At 46.2% G+C, this 24,023-nt stretch carries 29 protein-coding genes; 5 read left to right on the top strand and 24 right to left on the bottom strand.

Going from position 1 to position 24,023, the window contains the following annotated elements; genetic code table 11:
- Nucleotides 1-60 precede the first annotated feature (60 nt).
- The 17 genes from PARC_RS06850 to PARC_RS06775 all read right to left on the bottom strand — a co-directional run bounded on the left by PARC_RS06850 (nucleotide 61) and on the right by PARC_RS06775 (nucleotide 14,230).
- Entirely contained in the window at nucleotides 61-1,278 is a 1,218-nt protein-coding gene (locus tag PARC_RS06850) for an SUMF1/EgtB/PvdO family nonheme iron enzyme (RefSeq protein WP_010553480.1), read from the bottom strand.
- Nucleotides 1,275-1,853 (bottom strand): phage tail-collar fiber domain-containing protein, encoded by a 579-nt coding sequence (locus tag PARC_RS06845; protein ID WP_010553479.1) that lies wholly within the window; start codon nucleotides 1,851-1,853, stop codon nucleotides 1,275-1,277. Before PARC_RS06845 ends, PARC_RS06850 begins: the two co-directional genes overlap by 4 nt.
- A complete protein-coding gene (locus PARC_RS06840) occupies nucleotides 1,850-2,560 on the bottom strand; it encodes a hypothetical protein (RefSeq protein ID WP_010553478.1) in 711 nt (236 codons plus the stop codon). Before PARC_RS06840 ends, PARC_RS06845 begins: the two co-directional genes overlap by 4 nt.
- Nucleotides 2,553-3,701 (bottom strand): baseplate J/gp47 family protein, encoded by a 1,149-nt coding sequence (locus PARC_RS06835; RefSeq protein WP_010553477.1) that lies wholly within the window; start codon nucleotides 3,699-3,701, stop codon nucleotides 2,553-2,555. Before PARC_RS06835 ends, PARC_RS06840 begins: the two co-directional genes overlap by 8 nt.
- Nucleotides 3,691-4,017 (bottom strand): DUF2590 family protein, encoded by a 327-nt coding sequence (locus PARC_RS06830; protein ID WP_010553476.1) that lies wholly within the window; start codon nucleotides 4,015-4,017, stop codon nucleotides 3,691-3,693. Before PARC_RS06830 ends, PARC_RS06835 begins: the two co-directional genes overlap by 11 nt.
- Nucleotides 4,017-7,151 (bottom strand): phage tail tape measure protein, encoded by a 3,135-nt coding sequence (locus PARC_RS06825; RefSeq protein WP_033012577.1) that lies wholly within the window; start codon nucleotides 7,149-7,151, stop codon nucleotides 4,017-4,019. Before PARC_RS06825 ends, PARC_RS06830 begins: the two co-directional genes overlap by 1 nt.
- A gap of 4 nt (nucleotides 7,152-7,155) precedes the next feature.
- Nucleotides 7,156-7,323, bottom strand: a complete 168-nt coding sequence (locus PARC_RS21995) for a DUF6890 family protein (RefSeq protein ID WP_373372465.1) — start codon at nucleotides 7,321-7,323, stop codon at nucleotides 7,156-7,158.
- Nucleotides 7,320-7,607 (bottom strand): putative phage tail assembly chaperone, encoded by a 288-nt coding sequence (locus tag PARC_RS06820; protein ID WP_010553474.1) that lies wholly within the window; start codon nucleotides 7,605-7,607, stop codon nucleotides 7,320-7,322. The genes PARC_RS21995 and PARC_RS06820 overlap by 4 nt, the downstream gene beginning before the upstream one ends.
- Before the next feature lie 2 nt (nucleotides 7,608-7,609).
- Nucleotides 7,610-8,230 carry a hypothetical protein gene (locus tag PARC_RS06815; RefSeq protein ID WP_010553473.1) on the bottom strand — a complete coding sequence of 207 codons (621 nt, stop codon included), beginning with the start codon at nucleotides 8,228-8,230 and terminating at the stop codon, nucleotides 7,610-7,612.
- Nucleotides 8,230-8,679, bottom strand: a complete 450-nt coding sequence (locus tag PARC_RS06810) for a phage protein (protein ID WP_010553472.1) — start codon at nucleotides 8,677-8,679, stop codon at nucleotides 8,230-8,232. Before PARC_RS06810 ends, PARC_RS06815 begins: the two co-directional genes overlap by 1 nt.
- An 8-nt stretch (nucleotides 8,680-8,687) precedes the next feature.
- A complete protein-coding gene (locus tag PARC_RS06805) occupies nucleotides 8,688-9,788 on the bottom strand; it encodes a DUF2586 domain-containing protein (protein ID WP_010553471.1) in 1,101 nt (366 codons plus the stop codon).
- 23 nt (nucleotides 9,789-9,811) lie between these two features.
- A complete protein-coding gene (locus tag PARC_RS06800) occupies nucleotides 9,812-10,444 on the bottom strand; it encodes a phage virion morphogenesis family protein (RefSeq protein ID WP_010553470.1) in 633 nt (210 codons plus the stop codon).
- Nucleotides 10,437-10,910, bottom strand: coding sequence for a phage tail protein (locus PARC_RS06795; protein ID WP_010553469.1), 474 nt, complete (start codon nucleotides 10,908-10,910; stop codon nucleotides 10,437-10,439). The genes PARC_RS06800 and PARC_RS06795 overlap by 8 nt, the downstream gene beginning before the upstream one ends.
- Entirely contained in the window at nucleotides 10,907-11,344 is a 438-nt protein-coding gene (locus tag PARC_RS06790) for a head completion/stabilization protein (RefSeq protein WP_010553468.1), read from the bottom strand. The genes PARC_RS06795 and PARC_RS06790 overlap by 4 nt, the downstream gene beginning before the upstream one ends.
- A gap of 108 nt (nucleotides 11,345-11,452) precedes the next feature.
- Nucleotides 11,453-12,193, bottom strand: a complete 741-nt coding sequence (gpM, locus tag PARC_RS06785; protein ID WP_010553467.1) for a phage terminase small subunit — start codon at nucleotides 12,191-12,193, stop codon at nucleotides 11,453-11,455.
- Between the two features lie 75 nt (nucleotides 12,194-12,268).
- Nucleotides 12,269-13,306, bottom strand: coding sequence for a phage major capsid protein, P2 family (locus tag PARC_RS06780; protein ID WP_010553466.1), 1,038 nt, complete (start codon nucleotides 13,304-13,306; stop codon nucleotides 12,269-12,271).
- Nucleotides 13,307-13,348: 42 nt separating this feature from the next.
- Nucleotides 13,349-14,230 carry a GPO family capsid scaffolding protein gene (locus tag PARC_RS06775; protein WP_010553465.1) on the bottom strand — a complete coding sequence of 294 codons (882 nt, stop codon included), beginning with the start codon at nucleotides 14,228-14,230 and terminating at the stop codon, nucleotides 13,349-13,351.
- A 192-nt stretch (nucleotides 14,231-14,422) separates the two neighbouring features.
- Between PARC_RS06775 and PARC_RS06770 the strand changes: the two genes are divergently transcribed.
- Genes PARC_RS06770 through PARC_RS06755 form a run of 4 tightly spaced genes read left to right on the top strand, consistent with a single transcriptional unit; the run spans nucleotide 14,423 to nucleotide 18,049 of the window.
- Nucleotides 14,423-16,207 (top strand): terminase large subunit domain-containing protein, encoded by a 1,785-nt coding sequence (locus PARC_RS06770; protein WP_010553464.1) that lies wholly within the window; start codon nucleotides 14,423-14,425, stop codon nucleotides 16,205-16,207.
- Entirely contained in the window at nucleotides 16,207-17,271 is a 1,065-nt protein-coding gene (locus tag PARC_RS06765; RefSeq protein ID WP_010553463.1) for a phage portal protein, read from the top strand. Before PARC_RS06770 ends, PARC_RS06765 begins: the two co-directional genes overlap by 1 nt.
- The gene (locus PARC_RS06760; protein WP_010553462.1) at nucleotides 17,268-17,594 is read left to right on the top strand and encodes a phage holin family protein; all 327 of its coding nucleotides are present in this window, start codon (nucleotides 17,268-17,270) and stop codon (nucleotides 17,592-17,594) included. Before PARC_RS06765 ends, PARC_RS06760 begins: the two co-directional genes overlap by 4 nt.
- Nucleotides 17,594-18,049: a hypothetical protein gene (locus PARC_RS06755; RefSeq protein WP_010553461.1), complete on the top strand. Its 456-nt coding sequence runs from the start codon at nucleotides 17,594-17,596 to the stop codon at nucleotides 18,047-18,049. The genes PARC_RS06760 and PARC_RS06755 overlap by 1 nt, the downstream gene beginning before the upstream one ends.
- Before the next feature lie 18 nt (nucleotides 18,050-18,067).
- Here PARC_RS06755 and PARC_RS06750 read toward each other — a convergent pair whose 3' ends face one another.
- Both PARC_RS06750 and PARC_RS06745 read right to left on the bottom strand, forming a co-directional pair.
- The gene (locus PARC_RS06750; RefSeq protein ID WP_010553460.1) at nucleotides 18,068-18,412 is read right to left on the bottom strand and encodes a hypothetical protein; all 345 of its coding nucleotides are present in this window, start codon (nucleotides 18,410-18,412) and stop codon (nucleotides 18,068-18,070) included.
- A gap of 54 nt (nucleotides 18,413-18,466) precedes the next feature.
- Nucleotides 18,467-18,718 carry a hypothetical protein gene (locus tag PARC_RS06745; protein ID WP_010553459.1) on the bottom strand — a complete coding sequence of 84 codons (252 nt, stop codon included), beginning with the start codon at nucleotides 18,716-18,718 and terminating at the stop codon, nucleotides 18,467-18,469.
- A 343-nt stretch (nucleotides 18,719-19,061) separates the two neighbouring features.
- On the opposite strand from PARC_RS06745, the gene PARC_RS06740 reads away from it, so the two are divergent.
- On the top strand, nucleotides 19,062-19,307 hold the full coding sequence (locus PARC_RS06740) for an ogr/Delta-like zinc finger family protein (protein WP_010553458.1): 246 nt from the start codon (nucleotides 19,062-19,064) through the stop codon (nucleotides 19,305-19,307).
- A 62-nt stretch (nucleotides 19,308-19,369) separates the two neighbouring features.
- Here the strand turns inward: PARC_RS06740 and PARC_RS06735 are convergent, their stop codons facing one another.
- The 5 genes from PARC_RS06735 to PARC_RS06715 form a co-directional block, all read right to left on the bottom strand.
- Nucleotides 19,370-19,732 carry a hypothetical protein gene (locus tag PARC_RS06735; RefSeq protein WP_021032028.1) on the bottom strand — a complete coding sequence of 121 codons (363 nt, stop codon included), beginning with the start codon at nucleotides 19,730-19,732 and terminating at the stop codon, nucleotides 19,370-19,372.
- A gap of 214 nt (nucleotides 19,733-19,946) precedes the next feature.
- Nucleotides 19,947-20,345 carry a hypothetical protein gene (locus PARC_RS06730; RefSeq protein ID WP_010553456.1) on the bottom strand — a complete coding sequence of 133 codons (399 nt, stop codon included), beginning with the start codon at nucleotides 20,343-20,345 and terminating at the stop codon, nucleotides 19,947-19,949.
- Nucleotides 20,332-20,619, bottom strand: a complete 288-nt coding sequence (locus PARC_RS06725; protein ID WP_010553455.1) for a hypothetical protein — start codon at nucleotides 20,617-20,619, stop codon at nucleotides 20,332-20,334. The genes PARC_RS06730 and PARC_RS06725 overlap by 14 nt, the downstream gene beginning before the upstream one ends.
- Nucleotides 20,616-20,882 (bottom strand): hypothetical protein, encoded by a 267-nt coding sequence (locus tag PARC_RS06720; protein ID WP_010553454.1) that lies wholly within the window; start codon nucleotides 20,880-20,882, stop codon nucleotides 20,616-20,618. The genes PARC_RS06725 and PARC_RS06720 overlap by 4 nt, the downstream gene beginning before the upstream one ends.
- Before the next feature lie 8 nt (nucleotides 20,883-20,890).
- Nucleotides 20,891-24,022 carry a replication endonuclease gene (locus PARC_RS06715; protein WP_010553453.1) on the bottom strand — a complete coding sequence of 1,044 codons (3,132 nt, stop codon included), beginning with the start codon at nucleotides 24,020-24,022 and terminating at the stop codon, nucleotides 20,891-20,893.
- Nucleotide 24,023: the final 1 nt, after the last annotated feature.

Raw genomic sequence — 24,023 nt, 5'->3', positions numbered from 1 at the left:
ACCTTTTAAATTGTTAGTTATGCCTGCGCTATCGCGCGGGGTTCAAATTTCAATAACCAATTACGCAAAGAAAGCGGGACGAAAACCGAAAGTACTGCTCGCATACGAACCCGCATAGTTCAGATCGAGCGCGCCCAGCCCAGCGCTCGAGCCATAGCTCCATTGGCCGCCACGTCGCGGGAATCGAGAGCCATAATTTCGACAGCTGATGTAGCCGCCAACGGTTGTGGTTGATTCAGACTCGATTAACAGACGGCGTAACAGCTCGATTTTGTTGTAGTCGAGTGCTTTTTCGATTGCTGCAAAATGACTATTTGTTAAATAAGGGTTGTCTTTTGCGTCATTACCTACTGGGCCGTTGCGATTTGTAACGCTGTTGCTTAGCTTTGGAGATCCAGCGCTGCCGGTGCCTTCTGTGTTTGCCGTTGGCGAGTCGAAAAACGCCGTGTGCTTGTTCCAGTTTTCTTCAATTACTGCTGGGTTATTGTCAAGCGTAGTAATGATCTGCCCTTCGTTTAGCATCATTTGGTCTAACCACTCGAACACGTTACCCACTAGATCTTGAATGCCCCATTCGGTGTGGTCGTGCGACCATGTTACAGGGCCTTTGCCGGTGTCTGTTCTGCCTAGGCCTGATGCATCGCCTGGTAAGCCGTTGTCGCCACGGCGTGCTGTTTCTAATTTGTTTTCGTGGCTGCGACCGTAGTTTGTATTGCCGCGCGGCACTGTGCCATTTGCATAAGACCACAGCGCTATTGCTGCCCACTCGTGAATGCTCATCATGTGCCAGCCAGCGCCCTTGTTGTTGCATAGCGCTTTTGCCTGGTCGTAATTAACCGATGTGCGAGGCTGTACGCCACCGATAACACTGCAGCCGCCATTTGCTCCGGCTGATGCTAGGTATTTACCAATGTACACTTCGCCCAGCTGAACACCGTTGCGCATAAACATGGTTGGAATGCCTGTGCCTAGGTTTAAGTCTATGCTGTATTTTTCTTGGATTGCAGCGGCTAACTCTTCATATGTGAACGGGGCAATTGGCACCATCACATTTGGGTTGCCCTGTTCGTCGATGATCACTTTATTGCGGCCACCTGATGCGTGTTCGATTGCCTTGCGGTAACCGTCTGATGCAACGACTGCCATTTCGTTTGCCTTGGCCTTTACGAACTGGTCTAGCTGCGTTGTTTTGCTGTCGATTTCTGCTGCTTTGCCTTCGATTGCTGTTGTTAGCTGGTCGGCTGCGGTTACTAGCTGGTTTATTTGCGTTACGCTCATGATAGTTCCTTGCTGAAATTGCTGAAGTTTTTATTTAAAAAGTAATTGCGCACAGTGCGGCGCATGTTGTTTATTTGTGCCGTTGCATTGCTGGTTGCTAACAGTGTTAGCGCGTCAATTTGCGGGCTGTAGTCGAACATCCACGATTGCGCTGGAATGGTAATGCGCGCTAGGGCTGCGGCTGCCGCAAACTTTAAAACAAACGAGCGGTTGTGCACGTTGTTTACACCTTGACGCTTGCGCTGCAGTGGTAAGTAATCTACTGCTAGCAGCGTGCCGTTGCGCGTAACTAGGCCTATCCAGTTGTAGTCAAAGTCGCCTATATCTTGCTCTAACACTACTGCCCACGCGACTGTGTTTGCATCTACATACCCTGACGTATCTATGTTGCGACGATAAACTATTTGTGCGCCGCCCGGCATTTTTTCGCTTGGGTTGCGGGTTTCTTGCTCGTTTAACCCGGGTATATTTGCAAATACTAGCTCTGTTACTTCAAGCCCTTTGTTTTGCAGCGTTGCTGTTGTTATGTATGCCTTGCCAGCATTGGTCATTATGCCGGTTATTGCCTGATTCATAGTTGCTCCTTGGCGGTGCTTATGCCGCCGTCTTTGCTTAAAAACCCATAATGCTGGTGCGCTGTAATGCTGTGCTGTACACCAATGCTTGTTGCTTGGTGGCGCGTGTTGCTTGTTAGTGCGTCTAACCCCAAAAAGCTATGAACTACGCCGTGATCAATGCCCGTTATTGCGTTTATTTTTGTTGCTGAGTTAACGTAGTTGTTATCCCATTGCACATGCGTTAGGCCAAGGCTTAGCGATACTGCTGCCAAGTTATGCACTGTTAGCTCGTATCGGCGGCATGTTCGGCCGTAGAGCTGTATTAGCTCTGGCAATAGCTCGTATGCACTTGCTAGTGCTGAGTCGGTCATGTCGATTGCAATAATATCCCAGTCGCGACCGTTTATTCGCTCGCGCACATTTATGACCTGGAGATCCAGCCGGTTAAAAATATCTTTTATGGTTGCTATTTCTCCGGCGTCAATTGTATTGACTAGCGCGTGCTGCACGCGTTTGCGGTAGAGATCCAGCGGCTCACTATTTAACCGCTGCGTTAACCGCTCCCACGCTAGCAGTCCGAGAATTGGCTCTTCGTTTTGCAGCTCGTCTTTTTGCTGCACAGCCCACATAACGTAATTGCGCGACTGGCTCCAATACCCTGTAGCCGCTTTTACAAGCTTTTCGGCGTAGCCTTTGTTTAGCCATGTTGCTATTTGGTTAGCCATTTTCGACCTTAGTTACTGTTAGCGATGAAAGCACGGGTAGCCAGTTGGCGGCGGTTATGTCGTCAATGTCGAACTTGATTGATTGCAGTTCACTAAATTGCGCGTGGCACTCTGCCACCAATTGGCTAACACTGAACACGCACTGGTGCGCAACGCGGGTAGGCGCGTACGCTGCATTTTGCCTGAACGCTGCTTGTATAAATGTTGTTAGCTCGCTTTGTATGTCTTCGCTTTGCGAGTGCAGTTTGTATGTTGCTGTTACATTAAACCCAGTGGTTGCCATTGCATACACTATAAAGTCGTCGCCTAAGCCGTGATGCCCTGCGGTTCTTATGTGCTGATTAATTGCCCCCAGCAAAGCGGTTGGCACTGCGCCTATGTCTAAATATATGTAGGCATTTGCTGTACCTGGACCGCGTGGCGCTCCGGTTTGAATATAGATGTTATCTATTGGCACGCCAAAGCTTGCAATTATTTGTTTGTACACTGCGTTAATGTGCCAGCGGGCGGCGGTGCCGAACACGTTACGTATGCGTAGGCGGTAATGCTCTGTGCTTTCTGTGTCGGCCCCGGGCTTTATTAGCCAGTTTTGGTTGTTAGTTACTGTTATGTCATCTTGCTGCTCAGCAAAATAACGGTATGCGTTTGCTGGCAAGTTATATGCTGCGCCCTCCTCTTGCGCTTGCGCTAATGCGTACGCCGTGCTTTGCCCTGCTGCAAAATTCACATCTTGCATTAGCGTTAATTTATATACTTGTTCGCCTAGCACGTCGGTAGCAATTTGCGCACCGGCAGTAATTGAGCTTTCGCCCGTGGTGTTTTGGCGCGTGAACGTGAGTATGCCTTGAGCCGCTACGCCTGCTTGAATAAATACGTTGCGAGCTGGGCCGTGCTTTTCTATTAGTGATTCGCGGTTGGCGGTCATTATAAATAGATTTGGCATAAGTTGCTGTGCAACCCAGTTTAATAGCTGCACTAGCGGCTTGGTGATCAGCGCTTCAACGGTGCGCCAAAAAGGGCTAAACGGTGAGTTATTAACAACCTGTATGTTTTGCTCTTTTAGTTGTGCTTGCCATTGCTCTGCTGCTGATTGCTCGTCCATTGGCAAGCCTGCATTTTGCATCATTGTTTTAAAGTTCATTGCTGCTCCCATACTGGCGCGTTTGTGCGTTAATGCTTAGTGTGCCGTCGTCGTTGCGGTGCACTTTTATTGTGCCTGGCTTTACGCGATTGTCTTGCTCGGTTAGTAGCTCGAGTTCGGTTAATATTGGCTCTATGGCGTTTTTGTTGCGCAGGCCAACAAGCTTGGTTAGTAAGCCGCTTTCTAAAATGCGGTGCTTTATATCCTGGCTTATTACGTCTGCTTTTTTAAACGTGCTTGGGCTTAGCGAGTCGTTAAGCATAAAGTCGCCGTCTTGTATTTCTAGGTCTATGTGTAGCGCTATATCAAATTCCATTAACCTGCTAGCTCCATCATTTGCTCAAAGCTTTGCGCTAAGTCGTCTGATTTAAAGTTTACGTTCTCAATGCTTATATGCTTGCTGCTGTCGCTGCTATTGCTGTTGCTGTTTGTACTGTTGCTGTTGTTAGTTAGGCTTTGCAGGTAAGCCGACTTTTGCAGCTTAGGCTTATATGCAGTGGCCTGTTGCTCGGCGCTAATTTGCTGTGCTTTTTCGGCGCTGTTGCTGGCTGTGTTAGTAATTACCTGATCTGTTTTTACGCTGGGTAATGCTGGCTCTGGTGCTGCACCTTGGTTAACGCTTACCAGCTGCGCTTGCTTAGGGTTATAAACAGGCGAATTTGCCGAGTTAGTAATATTGTTACTTGCAACCGTAACTGCTTTGTTTTGCGTGGCGCTTACTGCGCTGTTATTTACTGCGTTGTTTTGCTCGCTTGGGAATGCATTATTTATTAATGCCTGGCTGCGGGCTTGCGCCTGTAAATTTAACGGTGCGGTGGTGTCGGTTGGCACTGCAGGCAAGCGCTGGCTAGTAAATTTAAAGGCGTTTTGGGCGGCTTCTCGCTCAGTCATGACTTTTGGCTGGGCAGCTATGGCCGCTGGCGCTAAGCTGTTTTGCGTAGCGTTAGCTACACTGCTATTTACAGCTTCATTAATTGCAGTGCTAGTAGCGCTGTTAGTTACTGCGTTGTTTTGCTCGCTTGGGAATGCATTATTTATTAATGCTTGGCTGCGTGCTTGCGCCTGTAAATTTAACGGCGCTGTGGTGTCGGTTGGCACTGCAGGTAAGTGCTGGCTAGTAAATTTAAATGCATCGTTTGCGGCTTCACGCTCGGTCATTGCGCGTTGCGCTGAATAAACAGGGTCGTTTGCGGCTTGCTCTGCTAAGGCTTGCGCTCGCATTTCTTCGGTTGCGGTAATTGTTGTTACTTTAGGCGCTGCATAATTTACAGTGCTGCTTGGTGCTACATACTGCGAGCTTGCTTGCTGAGCTGGCGCGCTGGCTTTACTGATAACGCTTTGGCCGTAGTCGCGGCTGTATGCTTGGTCGGCACTTTGCATAACCATTGTTTGCGGCTGAACTGCTTGGGTTACCTGCTCAACTTTGTTTGATACTTTTGCTGGCTCGTCGTCTGAGAAAAACGAGATAACCGAGTTTAATACGCCGTTGTCGGCGATGGCTGAAATAAAGCTACTTACGCCGTCAAATATTCCACTGATGCCGCTGGCTATGCCGCCGAAAAATTCGCCCAAAAATCCGAACGTTTCGGTTAAATAATTTATTAGCGATTCAATTATGTCGACTGCGCTTTGCCAAATTCCGGTGAAAAAACCTGATACAGAACTCCCCATGCCTGAGAAAAACCCGGTGATGGCGCCGCCAAAGCTGGACAGTAAATTACCCACATACGAAAATGCTGAGCCTATGGCGTTAATCATCCCCATAACCACGCTGCTAATTGCCGAAAATGCGGGTGCAAAAAAATCGTACACTCCTACGGCTATTGTTTTTATCAACCGCCACACTAATTGCAGTGGCAGCGTTAGCAGGTCGAACGCAACTTTAAGGTATTTAAACACGGTTGAACTTTGCGCCCACTCGTTAAATGCGGCGGTTATGTCGTCAAAATAATAGATAAGTGCGGCAACAGCGGCGATTAACGCAACGGCTGCTATAACAATCCATGTTAATGGGTTTGCCCAAAGCGCTGCGTTAAATAGCCAGGTGGCCGCTTGGCCTGCAAGCATAACTGCTTTAAATGTGCCCATGGCAATAGCGGCCGCACCCATGGTAGCTATAAGCGATAAGAACCCTGCAACACGCAGTGCGATTAATGCGCCCTGCCATAGCTTAGTTACTATTAGCTGTGCATTGGTTAGCGTTATGCCAATGCCTGTTGCAAAGTTATATAATCCCATTGCAAACGTGGCTAGGCCAAAGGCGGTCATAAGTGCTACTACGCCAACCACTGCTACTGATATAACGCTTGATAGGAACGGAAACTCATCTGTTAATGAAACGATACCCGCAAACATTGATGCTAGCACTTCAACAAATGGCTCAACCACTGGCAATAAGCGGTTACCCATTGCTGTGGCTGCGGCATTAAATGAGCCGCCTAGCCTATCCCACGGGCTGGCGATGATGTTTGCCATTTCGGCCGCTTTTGAGTTGTCTTGCACGCCTTCAAAAACGGCAATGCCGTCTTTTAATTTGTCGACTTTAGTGCTTAGTACGTCGACCGCTTTTGCACCTTGCTTACCAAATATTTGAGTTAGCACGTCGCCGCGCGCTACAGAACCCAGCGATGAAAGGCGGTTGTTAATACGTCCTAGCACCACGTCTATTGCAAGCATGTCGCCGTTGTCGTCGGTTAATTGAATGCCTAACGACTGCTGCGCCTTGCCAATGCCTTGCAATAACGATGCGGCTTGCGTGCCCGCAACCGAACCCGACTTAGCAACTAGCTGTAACTCGCCCACTAGGGCAAATTGTTGGGCTGAGCTTAGGCCAATATTTGCTGCAGTTGCGCCAAGGTTTGAAAACGCCGCTTGCATTTCTGCACCGGTGGTTTTGTAAAGTTGTACTGCGGTGGCGGTTTGGCCTGCTATTTGGTTTACCCAATTAGACTTGCCCATTTTGTTAGCTGTTTTTTCGAATATGCCATACATGGTGCCCATGTAGCTGGTAATGGTGGCCGCGTCGGCTTTGGTTGCTACCGCTAGTATGTTTGATGTTTTAGCAAATTCTGATAGCTCATCGCCCGTTAGCCCAGCAATGGCTGATTGAATATCGTATGCACTGCGCACAAACTCGGCAGAGTTGCCACCAAATTGAAAGCCAAATTCGTATGAGGTTTTGGTTAGCTTTTGCAATGCGTCGTCGGCAACGCCTAATGACTGCACTTCGCCCAGCGCGGCAACGTGATCAATTGCGGGAGCTAGTGATTTAGCCAGTGCGTAACCACCGCCAACGGCCGTGGCTGCGCCGCGCATCATTTGATCTTGCGCGGCGGCTGTTTGCTGGCTCAGCTGATTAATTTTAGCCATGACTTTATTAACCGGACCCGTCACCTTGTCGATGATGCCGATTGAATAGTTAAGCTTGTCTAACTTGCTGAGCGTGGCCATTACATTACTCGCTTAGTGCTTGGCATATGCCGTTATTTACAGCAACTACAAAATTTTCTTGCTGCTGCGTTTCGAGGTATAGCGCTTGCGCTAGGCTCTCTTGGGTTGCGGTAACCGCGCCAAAATACTTGGCGTGGTATGCCTGTAGCTGATCTAACCGAGACTTGCCTATTTGCTTGGCTCGGTCTTCGATTTTTTTACGGTGAAATTAAACTCCGGCTGGTATTCTTCAACAATTGCGCCCACTAAAAATAATGCCGCGCCTGGCTGTTGCACTAGCTCTTTTAATTTTTTAGCGTCTTCTTGCACTACGGTGTTTAATACAAAGTTAGTTGCCGGCTGCACTTTGTTGTTTGGCTGCGTAGAGTTGATGTATTTGTTGTAGTCGGCTGCGTTTACGTTAAATGTGATTTCGCCTACCGGTGTTTCTAATGTGATTTTTTTCTCGAACGCCATGATTATTTACTCGCTTTAATGTCGGATTGATTTAGTAATGTGTATGTAAAATACGGGCCGTACTTGGCTGCTGATTGGTCACACAAATTAATGAACTCGTCAAAGTCATTTGGGTTGGCTAGCACTTGGCAACCTGCAGACCATTTATCAACCTGGGTTGATGTGGTTTTGCTGCTTGCGCGGTGGCAGTTAATACCAAAGTAACCTTGCTGTAGCTTGGCTTGTGGTGTGACTTCCGTGTCTAACTCGGTGTCGTGGTTGTTGTCGCGTAGGACAACAACGGGTTTATGTTGTACAAGGGCGCGGTATTTGCCCAGGTGATAACCCAACTTCCATAGGCTTTTATGCTGCCCTGCAATTAGGACCGCTGTGCCGCTTACGTTCATTGGATTTTGACGCCAGTAAATACCGGCGTCGGTGGTTGCTTTGTACTGCTTTAATTGCCATTCGCTGCCTTGCTGATACAGCACGCAAATAACATCGTTAAAGGTATTGGCGCGCGTGTTGTTGTGGCGAATACCTATAATGTTTAGGTTTAATTCTCCCTCGAACACGCGGTAGCCGCAGGCCTTTAAAGTGCTAAGCAATGTTGCGGCAGTTAGTTTGCGAATGGCTTTGGTCATTACAAGTCTCTCACTTCATCTGATGTTAGGTACGGCACGCCGTTGATTTTTACAAAGTCGGGACTGGTGATCGGACACTTAATTAATGTTGTGTCTTCTTCGCCGCCGTCGGCTTTGATGTTTAAAATTTCGTCTAGTTGCGGTAGGCAGCCAAACGCTTCAATGTTCTTTTTGCCTGCCGCTACTTCGGCGTTAAATGCCACGTCGAACGGCTCAATGCCTTTCCAGCTACCTGCCCTTGCCGCTTGCGCTTGCACAATTAGCCAGTTTTCGTGGTCGAGCTTTAGGGTTACTTCGCCTTCTACGTCGCCGTCGATAAAGCCTTTTGGGACGCCACGCACTTTTTTAACTGTGCGGCCGTCGGTGATTTTTACGGTTGCTTCGATTACGTGCACCATTGAGTTACCAATGAAAATATCGAAGTCTTTACCGCCTAGTACTTTTTGCATGCTCGCTCCTACTCTGCGTTATCTAACATGATGCCAACTATGATGGTGTTGGGTGAATCGATTGGCTTAACTTTGAGAACGACTTGCAATGTGGTGGCGTTCATAAACGTTAGGCTGATGCTGTCGTCTTTTGGCGTGTCGATTAGGCCCGGGAACTTGTCGGCACCAATGTTAATTGAGCGCGCCATTTCGCGTAGCGGTTTGCCCATGATGCGCTTACCAAATTCAATGCCGCTGGCACTGTTGTTTAGGCGGCGGTTTTTAATGTTTTGAATGGCAATAATGCGCACGTCGCGGGCGGCCTTGTCGACAATGCGGCCTGTTTCGATTTGCTGAAAGTCGCCACCTTCGGCATCTAACATGTTTACGTCGCCAAAATATGTGCCGTCAAAATCTGGGTAAAACTGTGTGCAACTAAAGCGCAGTGCGTCTAGTGCGGCTGTGGTTGAGTTGGTTAGCGGTTTGCCTGCGGCATCTACCGGATGCGGCATTAGTGACATTGCACCCGTAAGCACGCGCATTGGGCTATCGGCAATAGTGACTGAGTTTTTGCATAAACGCCCAGTTACTGCGCCTAGCTCGTCGCCAAATAACAAAGGAACAACAGCCGTTTGCGGTGCTACTACGCCGTCGGTTATTGGCTGTAATGCGGTTACTAAGTCTGACCAGTTTTGTAGCTCGGTTAGCCCAGGCGCTGCTATTAAAAAGCGCACTCGGCGAGCAAGGCTTGCTAGTATTTCAAGCGCTTTTGCTTGGTAGCTTTCTACTTCGGCTTTGCCTGTGACGGGCGTACAAATAACAATGATTTCGGGGCTTACGTCTTGATCCATTGCTTCGTCAATAAGTGCCATTACGTCGGCGTCGATTGCGTGCGCTATTGCATAACCACTTACTAGGTCGTCGCCGTTTCGCTGCCATGCTTTAACTTGGGTTTTTAACGGTGAGTCGGCTACGCCAAACTCAGCATCAAAGTCGCTTTGTGCATTAATGGGTAGAATTTTGCCGTTGTTTTCGGGCGCTTGTCCGATGAACAATACGGTGCGTTCTACCTGTTTTGTAGCGCCACTGCCTGTCTGAATGGCGGCAACGGATACTTTACCTTGTGCCATGGTCGTTCCTTTTTTTGCTTGCGCTACGCCACTTGCATAGCTTTGTTTAAAATAAAATTCATTTGCTCTTTTTGCTCGGCCATTGTTTGCCCCAAAAAGGAGCGGGCCGGTAAATCAATTTTCCATGCGCTCTTGCCTGAGCTGCCCTTTAATTCGCGCAGTAAAAAACCTGCTTGGTTTTTACTTAGGTTTGCTGTTATCCATTTAATGCTGGGGCGCTTACTGCCCTTGCCTTTGCCGCGCGGTATTTTGTAACCCTCGGCCATTAATGCGCGGGCTAAGTTGCGGGTGGCTGGGCCTTCTTTATTTTGTGCGGCACTGCTTTTTGGCTTGCCTGCATCTAGGCTTATACCTTCTTGGTGGGCGCGGGCTATTTTTCCGCTGTTGCCCCCTTTAAAATATACGCTTGCGCTATTTGCGCCGTAGCGCACTTTCATGTTGCGCTTTAGCTTGGTTAGCATTTTCTTTTTTTTGCCGTTGGCGCGGCCTTGCCACCTTTTACCCGCTAAATCACTTTGCCTGGTGATCCGCTCTTTACTGCTTTTGTTTGCCGCGCGTATTGCACTGCGCAATATGTTGCGGCGCTTTTGCGGCTTAAGCTGTAAAAACGCTAACTGCTCTTTACTGCGGCCTTCATCAAACTTGAGATTAAGCACGGCTTATTTGGCCTTCAAGCGTGAACGCCTCTGCTATCCATAGGCTTTGCTCGCCAAAGTCGTAACGGTTGCCGTTAAATTCAAACGGGCCGTTGGGCGCTTGTATTAGCTCTATGTCTTCGCAAAGCTGATTTATTGTTAGCTCTACTTCGTTGCTGTTGTCGTCGTTAACGTCGGCGCTAAATTCAATGTCGGTGCTGTCGTATCGCCCGCCGTTGTTTTGCAACCAAAACGATGCAAAGGCACAAATAAGTGCTGCGGGTGCTGCGCATGGGTTTATGCTGATCGCTCCTGAGTAATAAAACCTTGCTGCCAATAGGCCGTTGCCGTTAATGGTTTTGCTGCTTGGCTCTATGCGGCCGCCTTCTATCCAGCTGTCGAACTGGGTGCTTAGCGCTAGGTTGCGGCCTTGGTATTCTGCGGTTGCTAAATGCTGCTTAAGCTTTGCTATTTTGCTTTGGCTCATAGTAGCTCTACCGTTAAATTTGGGCTTAGGCCTTGCAGCTGGCGCATGGCGTTTATGCTTTCTCTTAACCAATGTTCGTGGTTGTCTATTGCCGCCTGGCTTTGTGCTGTTGCGCTATCGCGGTGCGTGCTGCCTAGCTTTGATACCAACAAACTGGCTTTTGCTTTGCTGTAAACTGCGCGCTTATAAAACAGGGCTTGCGCAGCGCTTAACGTTTGGCCATTGGTAAGCTGTGTATTTGCTAGCTCTTGGTTAATTTCGGCCTGTGCGTAAAGCAGCTTTTCTAGCAGTACGTCGCTTTTACTGGCGTACTCTTGGGCTATTGCGTAGTGCTCAATAAAATGGGCGGTGCTTAGCGCTGGGTAATAGCCATTGCCTGGCACATCAACATTGATGCTTTGTAAATCTGCTTGTGGCATACCGCTTAAATTCATATTGCACCTGTAAAAATACACACATTAAATTGGATGCGGGCGCCACTTAGTCACGCGCGTTAAGCAAGTAATGCTAACGTTGTGCTAAGTTGCCCGCTGGCGTTGGAGCTAGTTAGCGGTTTGCTGTTCTGGCTCCGCTGGTTTAATCATTTTTTGCAATTCTTTTAGCAGGGTTTTAACGCCTGCTTTGTCGTTAATGGATTGGGCCATTTCTGCAAAGTAAAGTGCATGGCCTAGGTTGAGCTGTGCTTTATTTACTTTTGCAGCTATTGCGTAAAGCTTGCCGCCCACTACTTCTAACCCTGCCCAGTCTTGGTTTTTAACTACGTAAATTAAGCGGCGCAGTGTAAAGCCAATGTCGTACAGGCCTTGTTGGTGTGATTCGGCAAGGTAGTAATTTGCGTCGTCGTAGAGCTGGTCGATAACGAACGCTGCCCAGTGCTTGGTATTAAACACGGTTGGCAGTGGTTGTTTTTGCTCGATCATTAATGGCAATAAGTCCATTACTGCATCCCAGCGCTTTAAATCAACGAGCCAAATAAACACCCACGCCAACACCTTGTTGTGGTGGTTTTGGCCGCTTAGGCGGTATTGGTTTATGTAGCCTAGGTAGTCTTGGCGCTCTAGCGCTTCTGATTTGTATGTTGCTTTGTCGCTAATGTCGGCAAATGTTTTTAATTGAGCCAAATCGGATTCTATAGCTGCTGCATAAAGCTGGTACTCGGTTTGCGTGTTTACGGTTGCTGGCGCGTTGGCTTGAGTGGCGTTAGCCGCTGCCGTTGGCGCTTTATTTTCAGTGCTTGTTGGTACTGCTTTAGCTTTGGCTAATGATTTTTTGAAAAGGCTCATTTAAAAATACTCGCTAATTGTTAAAAAAAGCCGCCCGAAACTTGGGATAAAAGGGCGGCTTGCTGCTGCTAAAAACTATTCCCAGCCGGTGCCTGCTTTATTTGGCAGTTTTACGTTGGCTGATTCGAAGTAGGCTACTTTTTCGAGGTCTTCGATGTAGTAACAGTCGTTACGTGATAGGTAGTCTTCTACGCGTTTCTTTTTTGGGTTGTCTTCTACGTGGGTGCGGGTTGATCCTGATTGCACGTAGTGACTTAGGTTGTCGAAACTTGTTACTAAAATGCCGCGCGCTGGAAAGAACGGAATTTTATAACTGGCTAGGCCGCCATATGTTTTAATGATTTGCTCAAGTTCGATTTTGGTTTTTTCGCTTGGCGTGTGCGACTGCTTTGCATACAACTTGTTTTGGTCGTTTGCTAGTAGTTCGTCGCCAATGATGGCAACCATGTTTACGCGCTTGTGCTCTGGGATTGCTTGCAGTGCGTCGAACACGGCTTGGTCTAGGTTTTCGTAATCACCACCGGCACCAATACGAATTTCGTCAACGGTTGCGCCTTCGCTTACTGCGCGCTCTGGTGCGTCGCGGCGAATGAGTTGCAGCCAGCCGATATTTACGTCTTGCAGCATTGTGTTAGTTGCAATGTTTGTAAACGGTGCGGCTGATGTGCCATGAAAGCCGATTTTAATAATGTCGAGTGCAATTGCTTGGCGTACGTGATTGCGATAGCGCTGATGGAAGTCGGGGAATTTTGACCACTGATCCATTTTTGCCCATGATAAGTGAATGTCGCATTCTACTGGGTGGCAACGGTATTCGCGTTTTGCTAGGCCTGCTACGTCGCGCGTTTGGCGCTCTTTGGTGTCGTCGCTTTCTACACCGGCACGGCCTGTTACGCCACCGTCTACGCTCATCATTACTGATTGGCCTACGATGTCGTCTACTAGTGCGGTGTTAATTAATTGTAGAAACTCTACTGAGTCGTACGTTGCGTCGTATAAGCGCTGCTCAGTTGTTGGCCCTACGTTGAACTGCTCGTTCATTGATGCTACGCCGTAGTTGCTGGCCATGCCTGCAAGTACTGCGATAAATAATTGTTTTGTTCTGGTTTTCATTTTCGTTCCTGCGTTTTGCTAAGTTAAGTTAGGGTGCGGCAATTACAAGCAGTTGCTGTATTTGCCTTCGTCGCCTTCGTGCTCTTCGTCGGCGTTGGTTGTGTCACCCGCAGGTGTTTTTAATGCTTTGGCAAACTTGTCGCTAAGCTCTTCAAGTGCTGTTTTTGTGCTTGATAGCTCTTCTTTAAGTTTTGTTAGCTCGGCTGACTCTTCGGCTGGCGGGGCGGTTTCTTCTTCGTCGTCAACTTTTGTTGTTGAAAACGCATCAAGCTTTGCGGTTAGTCCGTCTAGCTTTTGGCCAAATTGCTCAAGCGGCGTGCCGAGTGCATCTTTTAATGCATTGGCTAATTGTGTTTCGTTCATGTCGGGATCTTCCTTAGTGAATAGTCGTTTGAAAAAGGGTTTTTTAGGTGTGTCGATAGGCTCACATGACCCTAAGTCAACGGTTAATAAAGAGACTTCCGTGTCGTCTGCTTTGCTCTTACTACTGAAATGGATGCGGTCGGTGTAGCAGCTTGCTGGGTAGTCGGTAACAGCTAGGCCGGTTAGGTAGGTTTTGCCAGTGCCCATGAAGTCGCGGCTTATTTCGATGCTAAAATATACGGCTTGGTCGGCTTTGTTTAATGCTACAAACCCTTGATTGGGTGCGAGTACGGCGTATAGACACACTACGCCTTCTTCGTTTTCGTATGCTTCTACGCTTACTACGTCGCCGAGCATGCCTGGTATGTCTACGTTGTGTAGGTTTTTAGCGGCCCAGCCTGACCAGTTAAATTCGTGATCGAGGTTTATGCGTGCGCCATATTTGCGCGGGTTGTAGGTTTCTACTATGTCGGCTACGTCTTGCTCGGTTATTTCGCGGCCGTCGACAGTCATGCCAACAGCGGCAATTGATAATGGTTTTGTGCGTAGTTGACCTGGCATATAAACAAACCTTTTAAATGTTTTTTAATTAAGCTTTATGCTTTAAAGTAACTGCAGTTTGCACCCTCCTTTTGCACCTTTCCAACTGTTTAACTTTTTGAAATTCCTATATTTAACTTTTAGGAATGGATAGGTTTTTAACAAACAGATTACGTGCTTTATTACTAATACACTGCCGCCATGGATTAATTAATGTGGCGCAATATGAAGGCTAACTACGGACCAGACGTACGCAAAAAAGCACAGGATTTGTATGTTGTTGAGGGCTATACCTACGAGGAAATATCCGATTTAGCAGGCATGCCAAGTGCGCGAAGTGTTAGGCGTTGGTCTGAGGCTGAGAACTGGGCGGACATGTGCCCAACATATAATGCCGAAATGGCGTTTAGCCGCCGCATTAATTTGTTAGCCGATAAAGACAATAAAACCGATGCTGAATATAAAGAGCTAGATTTTTGCACGCGCCAATTATGTGCACTAAATAAAAGCAAGCTTGCGCCTGCCCCTAAGCAACGCGCTAACAACGACGACACTGCTGCTGGCAATAGTGGCGGCAGTGGCAAAAAGTCGAAGAAGAAAAAGAAAAATGATTGCTCTGGCATTACGCTTGAAATGCTTGACGAGCTTAAAGACAAACTTCTTTATCCCCACCAAAAACATTGGTTTGAAAACCAAGATCACCGCACCCGCTTTATTTTAAAGCCCCGCCAAATTGGGGCAACTTTTTACTTTGCGTTTGAAGCGTTTTACGACGCGGTTATTAATGACCGCAATAAAATATTTATATCGGCGAGTCGTGATCAGGCTGAGGTATTTAAAGCTAATATTGTGGCGCTGGTGCGTGAGCATTTTAATGTTGAGCTGACCGGTTCGCCAATGGTGCTTAATTTGGCGGGCGGCAAAACAGTTAAGCTTATTTTTAAAAGCACTAATGCGCGTACTGCTCAGTCGGAAAGTGGCGACCTATATATAGACGAAGTTTTTTGGATTCCAAAATATAAGAGCTTGCGCGGTTTGGCGCAGGCCATGGCAACGCATAAGCATTTACGAATAACCTATTTTAGTACGCCGAGCGTTACGAGCCATGAAGCGTATGACCACTGGAACGGAAAGTGGTACCGCAAAACAAAAGCCTGTAACGACCCTGAATTTGCGATTGATGTTAGCCATAAAAGTTTAAAAAATGGCAGGCTTTGCGAAGATGGCATTTGGCGACAAATGCTTACTGTGTACGATGTGGTTACCAGCGGGTTTGACCGCATTGACATTGGCGTGCTTGAAAACGAGTACAGTGTAGATGAGTTTAATAACTTGTTTATGTGTAAGTTTATTGATGATGCGCACAGCGCGTTTAACCTCAAGCAGCTTATGAACTGCGTTGGCGACTCTACCAAGTGGCCTGACTTTGATTTAGATTACGAACGCCCTTACGGGTTAAAGCCGGTGGTTATTGGTTTTGACCCTGCGCGGTTTGGCGACAAAGCGAGCGTAGCTATTTTAAGTGCGCCAATGAAGCCTGGCGAAAAGTTTTTGCTGCTTGAAGCAATTGATTTAAGCGGTAATGATTTTGAAGCGATGGCCAGCGAAATAAAACTACTTACCGAAAAATACAACGTTGTGCACATTGGCGTTGATACCACTGGTATTGGTTACGGCGTGTGGGAGCTTATTACTAAGTTTTACCCTAACGCTGAGCCAATACATTACAACCCTATTATTAAAAACCGTATGGTTATTAAGGCAATTAACGTTATTCAAAACCGACGCCTTGAGTTTGACCAGGACGCGGTAAACATTGCTAGCTCGTTTATTAATATTCGCCGTAAAGTTGTTGGCGACCAAATTACATATGCTACTAACCGCACGGCCACTACGGGCCATGCCGATATTGCGTGGGCAATTATGCACGCCTTGTTATTTGAACCTCTGGACGGTAATGCCCACAGCCGCCAAACATCTGTAGGAATTGCAGCTTAATGAAACCACGATTACAAGTAAGCAACGGCCAAGCGCCAAATTACAACCAACGAACTGCGGTGACTGATGCGTTTAGTTTTGGCGACCCCGAGCCGTGCTTAGATAACAGACTAACAGATTACGTTGGTGTATTTAGTGACAGCAACGGTATTTATGCGCCGCCCATTAGTTTGCAGGGTTTAATTAAACTGCTGCGCGTTAATGCCCAGCACGGACCCATTTTGTATTTTAAGCGCAATATGATTTTAAAATGGTATAAGCCCAACCCGCTGTTAAGCCATCAAGCATTAAGCAAATTTGGCTTTGATTTGCTGTGGAGTGGCAACGCTTATTTGCAAATTATTAAAAATTCGTTTGGGCAAATTATTAAACTACGGCACCTGCCTGCACTGACTATGCGCTATACGAGTACGCGCGGTGTGTATGCGCAATTAAGTAACCGTAGCCATGAGCCTATTTATTTTAATGCGGGCGAAATTATACATGTAAAAGAGTACGACCCGGGGCAAGGCATTTATGGCATACCGCAGTATTACGGTGGCATTCAGTCGGCATTATTAAATGAAGATGCGACTTTGTTTAGGCGCCGGTATTACAAGAACGGTGCGCACATGGGTTTTATATTTTCAATGGCTGATCCTAATTTAAGCGATGAAGATGAGACGGCATTAAAAGATGCAATACGCGATAGCAAAGGCGTGGGCAATTTTAGAAGTTTGTTTTTTAATTTTAGAAGTAATAAGGCCGATGCCGAAAAGGCGATAAACATTACACCGGTTGGTGATATATCAACTAAAGATGAGTTTGAGCGGATTAAAAAAATTACGCTTAACGATATGCTAAGTATGCACCGCGCGCAAGAAGCGCTAAGCGGCCAGTCGTCTGGTGATAGTGCTGGCTTTGGTGATTTAGATAAAATTACCCGCGCCTATTACAACAATGAAGTGGTGCCACTTCAGCAAGATGTATTAGGTATAAATAATTATTTACCTGCCGCGCAGCATATTGAATTTAAAGAGCCTGAATATTCAGACCTTAACCCAACACCCAAGGATGACGCATGAGCTGGATAGATATAGTTGAATTTATTAAACAGTGGGGGCAGTTGCTTATGTTGAGCTTTTTAGCGGCGGCTATACAAATGTATTTAAGCCGTAAAGTGTTTACGTTTTTTCATTATTTTATGAGTGTGTTAATTGCTGTTTTTGCTGCGTACTTGGCAGCTATGTTTTGCGAGTGGCGGCAATTTGATGAAAGTTTAAAAACGGGCGTTATTGGTGTAACGGCTTATGCGGCCCCGCACATTTTGGAGGGGATCAATAAATTTATTGAAACGTTTAACAAAGACCCAAAGGGCTTTATTAAATTAATTAGAGGTGGCAAATAATGGGATGGATTAAAACACTGGTTTCATTCATCACTGACCCAATAGCCGACTTAACCGGCGGCTATGTTGAGCGTAAACGCATAGCGGCCGAAATGGCTGCCGATGTTGCACGCGCTGAAAACAACTTTAAAATTGCGCAGTTTGAAGCGAAATCAAAGCGCTGCATGCAGGCAGAGCAAAACGACGCTGATTATGACTTTCTTGTTTTAAAGAACCGCGACAAAACCATCATGGATGAAGTGATCATTTTATTCTTTTTGGGTTTGTTTGTGTGTCATTTTATACCGGCTATGCAACCGTACATGCATAAGGGCTGGCAAGCTATGGGCTATACCGGCGCGCCCTGGTACTTTGAATTTGTAATTGTAGGCATTGCAGTTTCAACCCTTGGGTTAATGCGATTGTTTAGGGCGTTTTGGGGGAGCAAGAGCGGCAATAAAAAAAGCGCTAGTTAGGAGCTAGCGCTTTGGTGTTTAAACTTCTTCTAGTTTCAAATCAATTGTTAATCTGAATGTTGAGCCCTGCTGGTTTCCTTTGGTTAATTCTGCTTTTGCCATATATAATTTAACCGCCTTATTTATACTCGACTCAAGATTCTCTAGCTTTTCACCAAATATCTGCTTGCTTCTAAATTCACGAAATGCTTTTTCATCTTCTTCTGTTAACTCCAAATAAGTATCATCTATGATTAAATCAAAATTAACGTGAATATCTTTATCTCTGGACCTAAAATGATATTTCATAACCGATGTTCTTGTCGGCTCGGCGTGCTCATCTAAACCTAATTCATTTAAAACGTACTTAATAAAATCTAACATTGCTCAATCCTTTTCTAATGCATAGTAATAGGTATAACAAGGTAGCTTTTTTAATTAACCAAGTCTACTAGGCCAATCTAGCTCTTTAACCTCTTCAACCTTACCTGCTGTAACTTCAAGCCGCTTAAGTGCCCTTGTCAAATTGGGCCCAGGCACGCCATTAAGTGTTGCTGCATTGGTCTTGCTAATACCGCGAACTAAGTAATCACTGAGTGCTGCTTTTATATCTTCACTGGTACTTTTACCAAACGATAAAAGCACATCTAACCGCTCTTGGCTTTGTGAGCCTTTATATAAATACTTCATAATTTATTTATCGCTTAAGTGATAATTAATTTATTATATTTCAATATTCAACAAATGCCCACCTATTTGATCTTTATACTGTCACTTTGTGTCAAACATTGTCACATTTTTGCCATTACGATCCTTTCCAACTGTCATTCAGATCCTTTGGTTATAAGGGCTAGCTAAAAATGGCCTGTCACTGGGGGTGTCAATTTAACGCATTTTTTGCACGAAAGCGGAAGGCGAGGAGGAGTGATTTTTTTAGCTTGTTGATTCTCAGGCAATAGTTAAATGGTTATTTGTAACGCAACCAACCACTGTATATAATGACAGTGCATTTTATTAACTATTGGGGTTTATTATGGCGCGGGTTACTTGTCCAAATTGCGAAGCTAAAGCTACGATTACATCGCGTGAAACGCAAAGCGCGCACGTAGTAAATTTATATTGTTCGTGTACTAATACTCGTGAATGCGGGGCGACGTTTCGTATTACCCAATCGTTTGATCATTTCTTAAACCCTCCGGTACAAAGCACGCAGCAATTGGCCGCATCGTTAATTAAAAACCTGTCTCGTGAACAACAATTAGAATTAGTTGGCCTTTAGTTTTTTACTTTATTGCACGCATTAAAAAGCCCGTTTAATACGGGCTTTTTTGTGGGTGCTGTTTACTGTCGGTGCTGGCTATATTGTGGCTGGTTTTGTTGCGGCGCGTTTTGCTGCTGATCATACTGCCCTTGATATTGCGGCGGTGCGTAACCTTGGCTTTGGCTTTGTGGCTGGTTATTGTGCGCTTGGCTTTGCTGGCTTTCACTTTCCCAAAATATATATAGTTTTAACGGGCCTTGTTGATTAATTGGCATAGTGTCGAGTTCTATTTCAATGCTATCGCTGCCGCCTTGGTTGTTGCTCTGCCATTTAGTGGCACGGCCTAATGTGGCGTAGCGGTTTTTGGTAGTGTTGCCTTGCTGGTATTTTTCAGCAATACAGGCTACACGGCCTTTGTCGAGTGGTTTATTTTGTTGGTGCATAGTGCGTTTCCTTTTTGGTTAATAAAATAAAATGTTTGCAGCGAGTTTGGTTAACTCATAAACCGCTGCTGACAAGGTAAAGCCGATTTGTAAGTAAAAACCTCTTAATACCCACATCAATGCTGTTTTTTGTTTCATTTTTCTGCTCGCTTTGCTTTGGTTTAACAACTGAGTGATACACCCAGTTGCGGCGTTTAACTGTTGATTTCATGGTTCACCATAATTCACTTAATTCTTTTTCTAACTGCATTTGCATTAAGCGATCTTCTAGCAGCTCGCGTTTTGACTTGCTGCGCTGCTGGTATTGCGGGCGCGGTTCTTGGTTTTCGTGGTGCGGCATTTTAGCCGGTGCGCTTACTGTTTTTGGTGAAACAATTCTCGCTTTTTTAGTACTTGGCTTTGCTGTTGTTTTTATTTGCCCTGTGCGAAATTTATATTCTTTTCGCTCGCAACCGCAGCCCTGGACATGACCTAAATTATCTTTGCGTACTACGCGAGTGGTGCCGCATACGCATTTACACATAAAATGCTGCACCCCTCGGTTGCGGCGGTCTTCGTTTAATACTGTCCAATTGTTGAAAACTTCACCCGCTTTTACCTTACCTGTGGCCATGCGCTTGCCCTCCAACCAATAAGCTTGGACGCTTAAATAGCAATGCGGTGTTTTGTAACTGGTCAATAGTGACTCTGCGGCCATCGATGCCGGTTACTTTTATGCACTTTATTGGGGTTTCTTTAATTTCGACTGTGTAACGATCGTTGTTACAAATGTTTTTTATGCAGCGTGCTCCATTTGCAGCCGACTCGCCAAATGCGCGAGCTAATAAAACTTCATTGTAAAATAACCCGCTTTCTAACATTTTTTCGGCTGCTGATTGTGTGTTCATAATGTCACCTGCTGTTTTGGTTGTGGTCTGTTGGTTACTGTAAATACGTTGGCGTTAGGTTCTTGCTGATAGCCGGCGCAAATTTCGGTAGCAAAAACGCTGTTATTGTTTTTTCCGCACTGGCCGTATTGGGTTTTAGGCGCGGGCTTATCGAATTTAGTAATAAACGGGCTGTGCTGATCATCTGCAAAACCTTTTGGGCAAAATGCCTGGCAACTAATACATGCCCTTGGCATGAGTACCTTTGAAATTTGAATAGTCATATTTTCTCCTACGCCATTAAGTCTAGTGCCCACCAATCGTTACTGCTGATTGCTGTGGCTTCGCCAGCTAGAACTAATCTAGCTAAATCTAAGTCGCCGATAATGTCGGCCGTGTGTTTATTAAATTGGGTGTTTGATGGGGTGTTACGCCCGTCAAGCTCTGCATACATGTGCGCTAGGTCGTAAAGCTCGCGAGCGTATGCAAAATGTTTTTCGGTTGGGATTGGTTTAATAGCCGATTTTGGCGCTTGCATGCTTAGTTGCTCAAAGCTGTGTAGCTCGCGCTCTTGCATGTAGTACACACGGTTGCCGCTGATCACGTTGCCGCCTTGGTTTAGCTCTTTTATTTGCGCAGGGCTAAAGTCGCTAAGCTTGTTTTTACATTTAGCGGCGGTTTGCTCGTTATTTGGGGCGTGTTTTTGCGCTTCGCTATTAGCTATATAGTCAATAGCGTGCTGGCGGTGCTCTTTTTGCTGCGCCGCTTCATCCAGTACCACTAAATGGCCGTCTTCAATTAAGTAAATATGGCCGTTATTCCTAACCCGCTTACCCGCTAACAGATCCTTTTTAACGTTAATGATCTCTTTTGAAGTAAAACCGATCATATTTAGCAATAATGCGTCTGTATGCCCTACTGAGTAAGGCGTACGATTATTCCCACTAGTCCAAGGTAGGTCAGCTGCGCTGACGTTGTTGGCATCCTGCCCACCAATAGCGGCGGTGTTTTCTGCTGCTGTGCCTATAACTTGCTTAGACCAGGTATGAACGCGAGTAACAAGCGTGCAAAGGCCAAAGGTGTCTTCAACGCCCTTTAGAGTTTTAGTAAATTCTGCGTATTGATTGCCGTACTCGGTATGCTGATAAGCGGGCTTAAAGCGCGCATCGCGGCCAATACCAAAGCCACCCATTAGCGCAACAAAGGTTTTAAAGTCGCCCTTGTCGGCCGCTTGGCGTATTTGCTCTAGCTGCTCGTTACCTTGCACCTCTTCGCGCACTCGGCGCAACTCGCGCCAAATAGTAATCGATGGCGACTTTTGAAACTGAAACTGCCTAATGCCCCATGTGCTAGCCCATGCTTTAACCGGGTTAACTGCTTGGGTTAGCTTTTCGCCTGTTTCTGCGTCGTACTCGTTTGCCAATGCAAAGCCATCAATATTTTTACTTACGTACTTAGCAACATAAGCCGCTGCGCCGCCTGTTTTTTTACCGTCTTTGCCAATTTGCGCAGGTAGCATTTTTATAGCGGTGTAGCGTGGGCTGCTCGGAAAGTAGTTTTTAACCGGTGCACGGGTGTACACCTTTTTAGATTTATTTAAACCCCAAATACGGCGCGCCTTTGTATAGCGTGCGCGTAATGCTTTGCGGTTTTTAAAGCGCTGAAAAAACACCTCGCGGTCGTCGCGGGTAAAATAACGGCGCAATAAATGATTAACTTGGTCGTAGTAACGCGCTGGCATCCACAAGAGCATGTGCCAGTGTGTGCAGCCGTCGGCGTGCGGTTCTGCTACGCGTATACCAAAATACGGTATTTCAAGGCGGTCTAATTTAGCGCGGGCTTGTGAGTACAGCTTATTTAAATATAGGCTAGCGTCTTTTGGGGTTGACCCATCCCACGTAGGCGAGTTTGCATGAAAACGGCTAGGCGCAGTAATGTTATAAAAGCCGCCTGTGTAACCCATTTCGTCGGCCAGTTCTTCGGTTTCGCGTATGCGTAGCATTAACTCGTTGCGCATGTTTTCAGGGTTGGCAACGCCTGCTTCTACTGCTTTCATTAGCGATATAACATCGCTTTGTTCGTTTACTAATTCTAGGCTTTCTAGGTAGCGCTGGCCGCGTTCGCGATTGGTGGTGTATTCGGCCACTGCTTGTTTTGAGCAATAGGCGCTAATACCGCGGCGCTCTGTTTTTTTATTGCCTTTTTTATCTGTGCTGTTAAATAAATCGCGGCCCACTTCGCCCGTTGCAATTTCTAGGTGTTCTAGGTAGCGGCTGCGAATAGTTTTAAGTTTACGCGACCACCACTTGTGGCACTGCGCTTTTAAAAGTGCTACTTCGGCATCCGGCACGGTTAGGTAAATACCTTTTTCGGCAAACTGTAATTGCACGCTAAATTGTGCGGCAAACTCGTTTACTTTTTCGTGTATGTCGGTTGCATCCCATGTTGGCTGCTCTTTGGCTAAATCGTTTATCATTTCGGCCGTTTGCATAGCCAGCACATTGCCGTGCTTTTTGGTTTTGTCGGCATTGGCTAAAATGTGCCATGGCAATGGCATGTTGCTAACAATTTGCTCAAGTATTTTTAGGCGTGGTTGTAGTGTTGTAATTGTGCGGCGCAACCAGTCGTTTGCGGTAATTTGCTTGCGCACTTCGGCTACTGTAATTACTTGCTTTTTATTCGCTGTTTTTTTATCGCTAAAGTCGTAGTTTTTACGGCTCGCAATTATTAGCCTTTCGTTGTATTGCTCTTGCGTTTCGCCTTTGGCTTTGCCCGTGTTTTTAATGTGGGTGTATTTATCAATATAACGTTTAGCAACACGCATTTGTAACGGCTTAGGCACGCCAGCTAGGCACTTATAAACATAAGCAACTTGCTCTGCATCATCAATAGCCGCAATAACCGACATGGCCGATTTAGTAACCTGATCGCCATCCGCTTGTTGTAAATTCTTTGCAGCTACAGGTTGGGGTTTTTTTACGTCGCGCTGCTTTTGTGCAAACTCCATGTTTTTTGCAGTTTGGCGCACAAAGCTAGCCTGTATGCTTGGTGCACGCTTGCTTTCTACAATGTCTTTTACAATGTAATTATGAATATTGTTGTTATGCACTTTTTTAAGCGCGGCTTGTGCAGGTGCGCTTATTTTTAAGTTGGTTACGTCAATGCGGTGCTCTGCATTTTTAAGCGCATTATAAAGCCAAATGTGGGCTTGCTCACTTGGGTTTATAGGCTCGTCTTTATACCAGGCGTTGCTTGGTGGGGTAATTTTGGCAAGGTATTGCTTAGCCATTTTATATTGGGTGAACGCAGTAAAACGGCCAAGGCCGCTTATTAAAAAATCTCTGTGTTCAATGTCGTCAACGGCTTTAACCATAGTTAAAACCGCTGTTACAACATCAAAGCTTACAACGGGCCATAAGCTCATT

The organism is Pseudoalteromonas arctica A 37-1-2, from assembly GCF_000238395.3.
GTDB lineage: Bacteria > Pseudomonadota > Gammaproteobacteria > Enterobacterales > Alteromonadaceae > Pseudoalteromonas > Pseudoalteromonas arctica.
Note: the sequence above shows the minus strand (reverse complement) of the source record. Positions and strands in the feature narration are given on the sequence as shown.